An 11,828-nucleotide genomic window follows, 5' to 3' on the forward strand; every position below is an offset into this window, starting at 1 on the left:
GCGGGGGACATGCTAAAGTCAAATTAACTGCCGCCGCTGCGCAGGCGAATGGCACGAGCTGTTCGGCTGGCGCGACGAGGCGAAAGAATTTGGCGGAACTGTCAACGATCTGAGAGGTTTGCGCGCATCTATTTGGCACAAGGTAGTTGCGCTCCATCGTGCTTGCCACGATGTTGGCACGCGACATGCCCGCACACGAAGAACGCCCGGTCACTGCGGTGCTGGGCCCGACCAATACCGGTAAGACGCATCTTGCGGTTGAGCGGTTGTGCGGCCACTCCAGCGGCATGATCGGCTTCCCGCTGCGCCTGCTGGCGCGCGAGGTCTACGACCGGGTGGTCAAGATCAAGGGCAAGAACCAGGTCGCGTTGATCACCGGCGAAGAAAAGATCGTGCCCAAGGATGCGCGCTGGTTCCTGTGCACGGCGGAGAGCATGCCGCTGGCCAAGGATCTGGCGTTCGTCGGGATCGACGAGGCGCAATTGGGCGGGGACCGTGAGCGCGGCCATGTCTTCACCGACCGCATTCTACGCGCGCGCGGCCGCGAGGAGACGATGATCCTGGGCTCCGAGGCGCTGCGGCCGATGCTGAAAGCGTTGGTTCCAGGGATCGACATCCTCAATCGCCCGCGTTTCTCGACCTTGTCCTATGCCGGCGCCAAGAAGATCAGCCGGCTGCCCAAGCGTTCCGCGATCGTCGCGTTCAGCGCCGAGGAAGTGTACGCCGTGGCCGAGATGCTGCGCCGGTTGCGCGGTGGCGCGGCGGTGGTGATGGGCGCGCTCTCGCCGCGCACGCGCAATGCGCAGGTGGCGATGTTCCAGGCCGGCGAGGTCGATTATCTCGTCGCCACCGATGCCATCGGCATGGGGCTCAACATGGACGTGGCGCATGTCGCCTTCGCGTCGCTCAACAAGTTCGACGGGCAGCGTACGCGCCGCCTGACGGTGGCTGAGATGGCGCAGATCGCAGGGCGCGCCGGGCGGCACCAGCGCGACGGCACGTTCGGCGCGCTGGTCGCGGAAGGGCCCGGCGCGTTTACGCCGGAGGAAGTGCTGGCGATCGAGGAGCATCGCTTCCCCAAGCTCGATCATCTGTTCTGGCGTGATGGCGAGCCCGATTTCGCCAGCGTCGACGATCTGATCGCCAGTTTGGAAGTGCGCCCCGAGGCGCGCGAGCTGCGCGCCGCGCCCAAGGCGCTCGACCTGTTGGTGCTCAAGCGGCTGGTCGAGGAAGGCTGGGTCCGCGATCGCGCCCGCGCGCCGGCGATGGTCGCACGGCTGTGGGCGGCATGCGGCGTGCCCGATTTTCGCAAGGTCGGGCTCGATCCCCATGCGCGCTTCGTCGCCAAATTGTTCGGCTATCTCAGCGAAGGGCAGGGCCATGTGCCGCATACCTGGTTCGCCGAGGAGATTGCGCGGCTCGACAATGTCGCCGGCGATGTCGAAGTGCTGGCCGGGCGCATCGCCGCGGCGCGCAGCTGGGCCTATATTGCCAACCGTGCCGACTGGCTGGCCGATCCGGCCTTGTGGGCGGCGCGCGCCGGCGCGGTGGAGGAGCGGCTGTCCGACGCGCTGCACTTGAGCCTCACGCAGCGCTTCGTCGACAAGCGCACGACCATGTTGCTGCGTCAGATCGGCGCCAACACGCGCGACCTGCCCGTGACGATCGGCGCGGATGGCGAAGTGATGGTCGAGGATCATGCGATCGGCCACCTCCACGGCTTCACCTTCACCGTCGCGCCCGATGCCCGCGCCACCGATCGCGGCCTGCTGCTCGCCGCCGCCGACCGCCGGCTTGGCGAGGAGCGGGGCCGGCGGGGGGCGGCACTGGCCGAGGCCGAGGATACGGCGCTGGCGTTGATCGCCGACCAGGGCGGTCATCCCGCGCTGGCCTGGGACGGCCTAGTCGTCGCAGCACTCGGTCGCGGCACATCGCTGGCACGGCCCAAGATCCAGCTCGACCGCGCACTCGATTGCCTCGACGTCGGCTTGCGCGACCGGGTCAAGGCACGCCTCGTAACCTGGCTCGATCGGCAGATGGCGAAACACGTACCGGCGCTGGTCGCGCTCGATGCCGCGACGCGCGATGCTGCCGCCGGCCCTGCACTGCGCGCGATTGCCGCTGCCCTGGTCGATCATGGCGGCTTGTTGCCGCGCGTCGATCACCAGATCGCGGTCGATGGGCTCGATCAGCCCGCCCGCAAACGGCTGCGGAGCATCGGCGTGACGATCGGTGCGCTCGATCTGTTCGATCCCCGGCTGATGAAGCCCGCTGCCGCACGCTGGCGCCGTGCCCTGATCGCTGCCCGGCATGGTACGCCGATCGCCGCGGCGCCGGCCGACGGGGCGACGGTGCTGCCGCGCACCGCGCCCGGCGCGCATCTCGCGCAAGGCTATCGCGCCATCGCGCTGCAAGCGGTGCGCGTCGATCTGGTCGAGCGCATTGCCCGCGCCGCGCACGATGCCCGTGCCGGGCGCAAGCCGTTCGCGCCCGATCCCGCACTGGCGATCTCGATCGGCGTGCATGCCGCCACGCTGGAGCGGCTGATGGCGGGCCTCGGCTTCAAGATCGCCCGCGCCGAAGACGCCACCCCGCGCTGGGTCTGGCGCGGTCGTGCCCCCGTCCGCGCGGTACCGCCGCCGCGCGACAATGCCTTTGCCGCGCTGGCCGAGCTCGATCTACGCCATGGTTGAAGGCGCGATGCGGCTCGATCGGTTCCTGTGGTTCGCCCGGTTGGCGAAGACCCGTAGCGCCGCGCAGACCATCGCCACGCATACCCGCCTGCGCATCGATGGCCGCGCGATCGACCGCGCGCATGCCCCGGTCCGGCCGGGCAATGTGCTGACTTTCCTGTGCAACGATCGCGTCCGCGTGATCCGCATCGAGGCGCTGCCGCCGCGCCGCGGCCCCGCTCCAGAAGCGCGAAGCTGCTATACCGAGCTTGGTGAGAATGTGTCGCAGAGCCCGCATCCGATTGACGCAACGGGCATGCGCGCATAGCAGGCAAGCGTTCGTCGCCTTCAGGAACTCTTACAATGACCTATGTCGTCACCGACGCCTGCATCAAGTGCAAGTATATGGACTGCGTCGAGGTCTGCCCGGTGGATTGCTTCTACGAGGGCGAGAACATGCTGGTGATCAATCCCAGCGAGTGCATCGATTGCGGCGTGTGCGAGCCCGAATGCCCGGCCGAAGCGATCCTGCCCGACACCGAATCCGGTCTCGAACAGTGGATGGAGCTCAACAACACCTTCTCCGCGCAATGGCCCAACGTCACGCGCAACGCCGGCCAGACGCCGGCGGACGCCGATACGCACAAGGGCGAAGAGGGCAAGTTCGACAAGTATTTCTCGCCGGAGCCAGGCGCGGGGGACTGACGAGCGCAGGCGCGTGGCGGCATAGCCGCACGGCGCCGATGCGGCTACGCCGCAGCGCCCGGCACGGCCGGCGGACGGGGTAACACCCCGATCCGGCCGACGGCTTTGCCGTCGGTGCTAGTTTCCACCCCACACTAATCGGAACGCACTTCCCCGGCGAAGGCCGGGCCCAGTAGTGATGACCGATGGAATGGCGCGCAACGCCCGATAACGGCTGTTCCGCAACTGGACCCCGGCGTCCGCCGGGGAAGCGTCTCGGGGGCCAGTGTCAGGCAACTGCAGCAAAGAGTTGCCCACAATCGTCCCATTTCCGGCCCGCGCGCCGCACGTGGTATGACGATTGTCTGGTAATTTTATTACGACTCTGCTATAACGATCACGACCGAAGGCGCGTCTGCGCGTTCTCTCGATCTGGAGACGTACCAACCCAATCCCCCTATCGCGCGCCACGCGGGCTTGTTCAAGCCTCGCAGCGCTTCCGCAGGGGATCAGTTCACGGAAAGGCTCAACGAATGGCTGCCAAGGCGCTGTCTTTCGACGTCGGCGATTATGTCGTTTACCCCAAGCACGGCGTCGGTCGTGTGATCGAGCTGCAAAAGTCGGAGATCGCCGGCATGCAGCTCGAACTCTACGTCCTGCGTTTCGAAAAGGAGCGCATGACGCTCCGTGTTCCCACCAACAAGGCGGAAAGCGTCGGCATGCGCAAGCTGTCGAGCGACAAGACGTTGCGCGAAGCGCTCGACACGTTGACCGGCAAGCCGCGCGTCAAGCGCACCATGTGGTCGCGTCGTGCGCAGGAATATGAAGCCAAGATCAATTCGGGCGACCTGGTGTCGATCGCCGAAGTGGTCCGCGATCTGTTCCGCGCCGACGACCAGCCCGAGCAGAGCTATTCCGAGCGGCAGATCTTCGAAGGCGCCGCCAGCCGCCTGGCGCGCGAGCTCGCCGCGATGGAGCAGGTCGAAGAGCCTGCGGCACAGGAGAAGATCCTCGACATCCTGCGCAAGGCAGCGGCGATCCATAACAAGGACAAGGCAGCCGTCTGACCGGTTGCAGCCGGCCGGATTAGGCCGGCGATGATGATGAGGGGCGGTCGGCAACGGCCGCCCTTTGTCGTTCGATCGCCCGTGATGCTGTCCTCCTGCAAAAGCGGGGCCAGCGACTTCCCTGCCGCAGCCAAAGCGGGCGGGGGTTGCACGGCGCCCATGGAAGGGGGATGCAGGCGCATGATCCGCCCGCTCCTCGTCTCGCTGTGCCTGATCGGCGCCCTTCCCGCGGCCGCCCACGCTGCCGAGCGCGTCTATGCCGTCTCCAGCTTCGAGCGTCTGCGAGTCGATGGCCCGTTCCGCGTCATCGTGACCACCGGCGTATCGCCCGGCGGCAAGGCGGAAGGCGACCCCGCCGCCACCGACCAGATCGACATGCGCGTGGAGGGCACGACATTGATCCTGCGCTCGGGTTCCGGCGGCTGGAGCGAACGCCCTGCCGGCTCGGGCGGCGGCACACCGCTCATCCGCCTCGCCACGCCGATGCTCCGCGCCGCGACGATGTTCGGCGGCGGCGACGTGACGATCAACGGCAAGATGCGCGCGCAGAGCGTCGAACTGTCGATGACCGGCAGCGGCACGATGCGCGCCGACGGCGTCGATGCCGACCAGTTCGTCGGCACGGTGACCGGCTCCGGCACCATGACGGTGGCCGGCCGCGCGGCCAAGGTCCGCCTGTCCACGAATGGCCCCTCCCGTATGGCGGCCGGCGGACTCGTGGCGGGCGATCTCAGCGTTCGCACCGACGGCAATGGCGAGATGATCGCCCAGGCACGCTATACGGCGGTTATCGCGTCAGCCGGGGTCGGATCGGTCACCATCTACGGCACGCCGACCTGCACGATCAGGGGGAATGCGAACGGCCCGGTGAATTGCGGCAACGTCACGCCGCCCGCGCCGCCGCAGGCGAGCCGCTAGACTTTGATGATCTCATTGTCGCTTCACCGCCCCCGTTCGTCCTGAGTAGCCATCGAGTAGCCCGCAGGGCATATCGAGAGGGCGTATCGAAGGACAGGCCCGCGCGCTCCAGATGTGCTTCGATACGAGCCCTCGACACGACCTACGTCCTGCTCGGCCTCTACTCAGCACGAACGGACAGAAGCGAAGTCACATGCGCCCAACCCGCCGCGCGCGCTAGATCAGCGCCAGCGCCGCCAGCCGCCCGATTAGCCCCGCGGGCATGGCATCGTCCAGCACCGCATCATGGCCCAGATCGGCCGGCGCATCCGCCCCCTCCAGATAGCGCCAGCCCTGATGCGCGCGTTTCGGCTGGCCCTGGACCAGCACCAGCAGCGGATCGATATGGATCGCGACCCGTCCGCCTTCGGCCTCGCCAAAATGCAGGATCGGTGAGCGCGCGACCAATTGGTGCTTCAGGATCCAGAACATCGATCCCTGGCCGGTGACCTCTTCGTGCCGCTTGGGCAGGTAGCGCGTGGTGAGGAACACCGGCCCTTCCTCGCCGCGCAATCGCAGGCGTTCGGCAAGATGCTCGACACTCTCGGCACCGAAAGCGACTTTGGTCAGATGAAGCGGCATGCGGCTGATTTGGGGAGGGCGGGGTTAGCCGCCAAGCCCCCACAGGCTGGCAAGCCCCAGAAAAGACAGGAAACCCATCACGTCGGTGCTGGTCGTGACGAACACCGCCGAGGAGACGGCGGGGTCGATACCATTGCGCTCCAGCAGCACCGGCACCAGGACGCCGGCCAGTCCTGCGATCATATTGTTGATCACCATCGCCAGCGCGATGACAATCGCCAGGTCGCCGTTGCCGAACACGATCCATGTTCCGCCGCCGATCAGCAATGCGAGCATCAGCCCGTTGGCCACGGCGATGCGAAATTCGCGCAGGATCATGCGGGCGGTGTTCGAACTGGTCAGCTGGTTGGTGGCGAGCGCCCGCACCACGACCGCCAGCGTCTGCGTGCCGGCATTGCCGCCCATGCCCGACACGATCGGCATCAGCACGGCCAGCAACGCGAATCGCGCAATCTCGCCCTGGAACAGGCCGACGACGGAGGCGGCGATCATCGCCGTGCCCAGATTGACCACCAGCCAGGTGATTCGCGTGCGGATGGTCAGGTGCAGCGGCTCGTTGATGTCGCCATCGCCGGCACCGGCCAGGCGCAGCGTATCCTCGCCCGCTTCCTCGGAGATGATGTGCACGATGTCATCGACCGTGATCATCCCGACCAGCCGGCCATTGGGATCGACCACCGCGGCCGAGATCAGCGCGTATTTCTGGAAACGGAGCGCGACTTCCTCCTGGTCCATGTCGACCGGGATCAGCGTCTGTTCGCGCTGCATCACGTCGGACATGGAAATGCCGCGCGGCGTGCGCAGCATCCAGGACAGCTGGCACGTGCCGATCGGCTTGTGTGCCGGATCGACGACGAAGATTTCCCAGAAATCGGTCGTCAGTTCCTCATGGCCGCGCAGATAGTCGATCGCGTCGCCCACGCTCCAATGCTCGGGCACCGCGATTAGCTCGCGCTGCATCAGGCGCCCGGCCGATTCCTCCGGGTAGGACAAGGCCTCCTCGATCGCGGCGCGATCGTCGGGGTCCAGCGCGCGCAGCACGGCGCGCTGGTCGTCCTCCTCCATGTCCTCGATGATCGCGACGGCATCGTCGGTATCGAGTTCGGAGGCGATGTCGGCGACCTGGTGGGGCTCGAGCGCGTCGATCAGGTCCTCGCGGACATAATCGTTCATCTCGGCAAACACGTCGCCGTCGAGCAGGTCGCTGATCGCGCGTGCCAGGTCGCGGCGCCGGTCGTTAGGGGTCAGTTCGAACAGATCGGCGATGTCGGCCGGGTGCAGCGGCTCGACCAGGCCGCGGGCACCCTCGTCGTCTCCCGCCTCGACCTTGTCGAGCACGCGACGGACGAAGTCGGGCTTCAGCCGATCGTCCTCGTCCAGCTGGCCGCGCTCTTTGTCGACGTCGGGGATCAGGTCGGTCTCACTCATGTCTGGACCTCCGGCCGATCGTGTGCACGGCTACGCCCTAACCCACCGCTTGCCCCCCGTCATCCCTGCGCGGACATTGCAAGTGCGTCGCGCCGTCGCTACTTCCCTGCCTCTCATATTCCAGGAGCCCACAATGGCCGATACACCCGAAACGCTGACCCTGACGCTCGACACCGGCGACGTGACGATCAAGCTGCGCCCCGATCTCGCGCCGCAGCACGTCGCGCGCATCACCGAGCTGGCCAATGCCGGCTTCTATGATGGCGTGGTGTTCCACCGCGTGATCCCCGGCTTCATGGCGCAGGGCGGCGATCCCACCGGCACCGGCATGCACGGCTCGAACAACCATCCGAACCTGCCGGCCGAATTCTCCAAGGAGCCGCACGTGCGCGGTGTCGCCTCGATGGCGCGCGCGCAGGATCCGAACTCGGCGAACAGCCAGTTCTTCATCTGCCTCGACGACGCGCGCTTCCTCGACGGTCAGTACACCGTATGGGGCGAAGTGATCGACGGCATGGATGCCGTCGACGCCCTCCCCAAGGGCGAGCCGCCCCGCACGCCGGGCAAGATCGTCAAGGCGAGCGCTGCGTAAGGCGCGTTTTCCTAACGGCAAACGACAAGCGGCTTTTGCCGCCGATTTCGAACCCTCGTCGCCCCGGTGACGGGGGTTCGCTCGTTTTGAGGAAGGTGTCGCGACCCGGCATCCGTTCGCCTGCCCGCGCAAGCAACACGCCCAGCAAGTTCCCCGGCGAAGGCCGGGGCCCAGGAGCGAAGGCGGCAATGATCGAGCGCAGCGCCTGTTCCCATCCGTCCCACGACTGGACCCCGGCCTTCGCCGGGGAACAAGCGCCGGCTTGAGGGCCGCCGTCAGATCCCTGGATCGGCGACCGCCTCGATCAGCCAGTCGTGGAACAGCTTGACCGGCTTCTGCGTCAGCGCACGGGGGCGGCAGACGAACCAATAGCTGTACGGGCTCTCCACCTCGATATCGAACAACCGCACCAGCCGGCTGTCATTTGCATCGGCGAAATGGCTTTCGTGCATGAAGGCGATGCCCAGCCCTTGCGCCGCCGCCTCCAGCATCAGCGCACCCGAATCGAAATGATCGATCGCTAGCGGCTCGATGTCGCGCAGCCCCGCGGCGCGCCGCCATTCGGTGAACGTATCGGTCATGTCGCGGTGGACCAAGGCCGTCAGTCCGGCGAGCTGCGCCGGCCGGGTGATGGGATTGGGGCCTTCCACCAGCGTGCGCGCGCCAATCACATAGACCAGGTTGCGGTCCAGCCGCTTGGCATACAGTGCCGGATCGATCTCGCGCGCCAGCGCGATCACCGCGTCCAGCCCATCCCCCAGCCGCGACACGCCGTGCCCCGCAGTATCGATGTCGAGGTGCAGTTCGGGATGCTTGAGGCGCAGGTCGCCGAGCTTCGGGAACAACCGCTGCGAGGCGAACAGCGGCAGGATGCCGAGCCGCAAGCGCAGCACTTCGGTGCCTGACGTCATCATCTCGACCGCGTCCGACAGGCTGTCGATCGCCGGCGCGATCTGCGTCAACAGCCGTTCGCCATCCCCGTTCAGCACCAGCGCCTGGTGGCGGCGCTCGAATAGCGGCTTGCCGATGAAGCGCTCGAGCGCCTGCACGCGGCGGCTGAGCGCCGGCGGCGACAGCGCCAGCTCCTGCGATGCCGCCTTGATCGATCCCAGCCGCGCGACCTGCACGAACGCCTCGATCGCCGTCAGGGGCGGCAGCCTACGCATCGGCAAGGTCGGTCGGGAGGATCATTGTGCATCGCACCATATACTTGACGGTAACAAACCTACCATCGTGCCTCCCGCAAAGGCTAGCATTGATTGCGATGGCTGCAATCGTCATGGTTCCTTTCGCACTTGCACAACAAACGTTCGCGCGGCACATAAAGCGGGCCTTTCAGGCATCCTCTCCTAAAACTTTCAAGGCCGGCCCTTTCGGGGTCGGCCCTTTTTTTGCCCAACGTGCCTGGTGGACGGAACACCGACTTGTCCGCCCGGCTCGCATTGCGGGAACTGCCTTCCTATCTCGCGCGCTCACACCGTGATCCCTGAGTTTTGGAAGATGATGATGGCCGACAGCGAAACTCCCGTCCGCAAGCTACAGGTGGCCAATGCCCGGCCGGAGGATAGCGGTCGCGGCCTGGCGCATGTGCCGCGTTCGCTGATGGCGGCATTGCAGCTCGTCGAAGGCGACGTGATCGAGATCGTCGGTAAATCCACCACCCCGGCTCGCGCCGTCGCGCCTTATCCCGAAGACGAAGGGCTGGAGATCGTCCGCGTCGATGGCCTGCAGCGCGCCAATGCCGGGGTCGGCTCGGGCGATTTCGTCGAGGTGCGCAAGGTCGAGTCCAAGCCTGCCACGCGCATCGTGTTCGCGCCCGCGCAGCAGAATCTGCGCCTGCAGGGCTCGTCCACCGCGCTCAAACGCACCTTCTTCGGGCGTCCCGTGACACAGGGCGACATCGTCGCCACCGCCGGGCAGCAGCGCGTCGACAACATGCCGCCCGGCGTCCAACAATTCCTCCGCGCGCCGGCCTATGCATTGCAGGAGATCCGCCTCGCGGTAATCGCCACCACCCCCAAGGGCGTGGTCCATGTGGACGAAAATACAGAAATTGAACTTCGCCCCGAATATGAGGAGCCGAAGGAAGCGCGCCGCGCCGACGTCACCTATGACGATATCGGCGGCATGGCCGGCACGATCGACCAATTGCGCGAAATGGTCGAACTGCCGCTGCGCTATCCCGAACTGTTCCAGCGCCTGGGCGTCGATCCGCCCAAGGGCGTGCTGCTCTATGGCCCGCCCGGTACCGGCAAAACGCGGCTTGCGCGCGCCGTGGCCAACGAATCGGCGGCCGAATTCTTCCTGATCAACGGGCCCGAGATCATGGGTTCGGCGTACGGCGAATCCGAACAACGCCTACGTCAGATCTTCGAGGAGGCGCAGAATGCCTCGCCGTCGATCGTGTTCATCGACGAGATCGATTCGATCGCGCCCAAGCGCGGCCAGGTATCGGGCGAAGCGGAGAAGCGCCTCGTCGCGCAGCTCCTGACGCTGATGGACGGCCTGGAGGCGCGTGCCAACGTGGTGGTGATCGCCGCCACCAACCGCCCCGAAGCGATTGACGAGGCGCTGCGTCGCCCGGGCCGCTTCGACCGCGAGATCGTCGTCGGCGTGCCCGACGAACGCGGCCGGCGCGAGATCCTGGGCATCCACACGCGCGGCATGCCGCTCGGCGACAAGGTCGATCTCGATGAGCTCGCCAGCACCACCTACGGCTTTGTCGGTGCCGATCTCGCCGCACTTGCCCGCGAGGCGGCGATCGAAGCGGTCCGCAAGATCATGCCGCGGCTCAACCTTGCCGAAGGCACGATCCCGCCCGAGGTGCTCGATGAGCTTGCCGTCACGCGCGAGGACTTCATGGATGCGCTGAAGCGCGTGCAGCCGTCGGCGATGCGCGAAGTGATGGTCGAGGCGCCGCGTGTGCGGTGGGACGATGTCGGCGGGCTCGACAAGGCGCAGGCGCGGCTCAAGGAAGGCGTCGAACTGCCGCTCAAGGATCCCGACGCGTTCCGACGGCTCGGCATCCGCCCGGCCAAGGGCTTCCTGCTCTATGGCCCTCCCGGTACCGGCAAGACCTTGCTCGCCAAGGCCGTGGCGCGCGAGGCGCAGGCCAATTTCATCGCCACCAAGTCGAGCGACCTGCTGAGCAAATGGTACGGCGAGAGCGAGCAGCAGATCAGCCGCCTGTTCAGCCGCGCCCGCCAGGTCGCGCCGTGCATCCTGTTCATCGACGAGCTCGATTCTCTCGTGCCGACGCGCGGCAGCGGCATGGGCGAGCCGCAGGTTACCGAGCGCGTCGTCAACACCATCCTGGCCGAGATGGATGGACTGGAGGAATTGCAGTCGGTGGTGGTGATCGGGGCGACCAACCGGCCCAATCTGATCGATCCCGCCTTGCTGCGTCCCGGCCGCTTCGACGAGCTGATCTATGTCGGTCTGCCCGATGCCGGCGGTCGCAAGCGCATCCTAGCGATCCAGACCGGCAAGATGCCGCTCGCAAGCGATGTCGATCTCGACGTCCTTGCCGGGCGCACGGAACGCTTCACCGGCGCCGATCTCGAGGATCTGGTGCGGCGTGCCGGCCTGATTGCGCTGCGCCAATCGCTGTCCGTGACGCAAGTGACGCAGGCGCATTTCGATGAAGCGCTGATCGACTCGCGTGCCTCGGTCACGGTCGACATGGAACGCGACTATCAGCAGATCGCGGCCAAGCTGAAGCAGGACGCGGCGGCGATGCAGCCGATTGGTTTCATCTCGCCGGGACAGCTGAGCCCACGGGGTCCAAAGGGTAGCGACTGACGTCTTGCTGCGATGCGAAAGGATGATTGACCTCCGGCGCGCAAG

10 protein-coding genes are annotated in these 11,828 nt (G+C 66.5%); 7 read left to right on the forward strand and 3 right to left on the reverse strand.

Annotated features, from left to right (window positions below; translation table 11 throughout):
• Positions 1 to 185: 185 nt before the first annotated feature.
• The 5 genes from NV382_RS13710 to NV382_RS13730 all read left to right on the forward strand — a co-directional run bounded on the left by NV382_RS13710 (position 186) and on the right by NV382_RS13730 (position 5,341).
• Positions 186 to 2,693, forward strand: a complete 2,508-nt coding sequence (locus NV382_RS13710; RefSeq protein ID WP_260597288.1) for a helicase-related protein — start codon at positions 186 to 188, stop codon at positions 2,691 to 2,693.
• Positions 2,686 to 3,000 carry an RNA-binding S4 domain-containing protein gene (locus NV382_RS13715; RefSeq protein WP_260597289.1) on the forward strand — a complete coding sequence of 105 codons (315 nt, stop codon included), beginning with the start codon at positions 2,686 to 2,688 and terminating at the stop codon, positions 2,998 to 3,000. Before NV382_RS13710 ends, NV382_RS13715 begins: the two co-directional genes overlap by 8 nt.
• 35 nt (positions 3,001 to 3,035) lie before the next feature.
• The gene (gene fdxA, locus NV382_RS13720) at positions 3,036 to 3,377 is read left to right on the forward strand and encodes a ferredoxin FdxA (RefSeq protein ID WP_260597290.1); all 342 of its coding nucleotides are present in this window, start codon (positions 3,036 to 3,038) and stop codon (positions 3,375 to 3,377) included.
• A gap of 512 nt (positions 3,378 to 3,889) precedes the next feature.
• Positions 3,890 to 4,423, forward strand: a complete 534-nt coding sequence (locus tag NV382_RS13725; RefSeq protein ID WP_260597291.1) for a CarD family transcriptional regulator — start codon at positions 3,890 to 3,892, stop codon at positions 4,421 to 4,423.
• 180 nt (positions 4,424 to 4,603) lie between these two features.
• Positions 4,604 to 5,341 carry a DUF2807 domain-containing protein gene (locus NV382_RS13730; protein WP_260597292.1) on the forward strand — a complete coding sequence of 246 codons (738 nt, stop codon included), beginning with the start codon at positions 4,604 to 4,606 and terminating at the stop codon, positions 5,339 to 5,341.
• A 216-nt stretch (positions 5,342 to 5,557) separates the two neighbouring features.
• On the opposite strand, the gene NV382_RS13735 is transcribed toward NV382_RS13730, so the two are convergent.
• Both NV382_RS13735 and mgtE read right to left on the reverse strand, forming a co-directional pair.
• Entirely contained in the window at positions 5,558 to 5,962 is a 405-nt protein-coding gene (locus NV382_RS13735) for a DUF1489 family protein (RefSeq protein ID WP_260597293.1), read from the reverse strand.
• A gap of 24 nt (positions 5,963 to 5,986) precedes the next feature.
• Positions 5,987 to 7,390, reverse strand: a complete 1,404-nt coding sequence (gene mgtE, locus NV382_RS13740; RefSeq protein ID WP_260597294.1) for a magnesium transporter — start codon at positions 7,388 to 7,390, stop codon at positions 5,987 to 5,989.
• A 133-nt stretch (positions 7,391 to 7,523) separates the two neighbouring features.
• On the opposite strand from mgtE, the gene NV382_RS13745 reads away from it, so the two are divergent.
• Positions 7,524 to 7,982 carry a peptidylprolyl isomerase gene (locus NV382_RS13745; RefSeq protein WP_260597295.1) on the forward strand — a complete coding sequence of 153 codons (459 nt, stop codon included), beginning with the start codon at positions 7,524 to 7,526 and terminating at the stop codon, positions 7,980 to 7,982.
• 275 nt (positions 7,983 to 8,257) lie between these two features.
• Here NV382_RS13745 and NV382_RS13750 read toward each other — a convergent pair whose 3' ends face one another.
• Positions 8,258 to 9,148, reverse strand: a complete 891-nt coding sequence (locus NV382_RS13750) for a LysR substrate-binding domain-containing protein (protein WP_260597296.1) — start codon at positions 9,146 to 9,148, stop codon at positions 8,258 to 8,260.
• Between the two features lie 340 nt (positions 9,149 to 9,488).
• Here NV382_RS13750 and NV382_RS13755 point away from each other — a divergent pair, with 340 nt between their 5' ends.
• Entirely contained in the window at positions 9,489 to 11,783 is a 2,295-nt protein-coding gene (locus tag NV382_RS13755; RefSeq protein WP_260597297.1) for a CDC48 family AAA ATPase, read from the forward strand.
• Positions 11,784 to 11,828: the final 45 nt, after the last annotated feature.

Source organism: Sphingomonas endolithica, assembly GCF_025231525.1.
Taxonomy (GTDB): domain Bacteria; phylum Pseudomonadota; class Alphaproteobacteria; order Sphingomonadales; family Sphingomonadaceae; genus Sphingomonas; species Sphingomonas endolithica.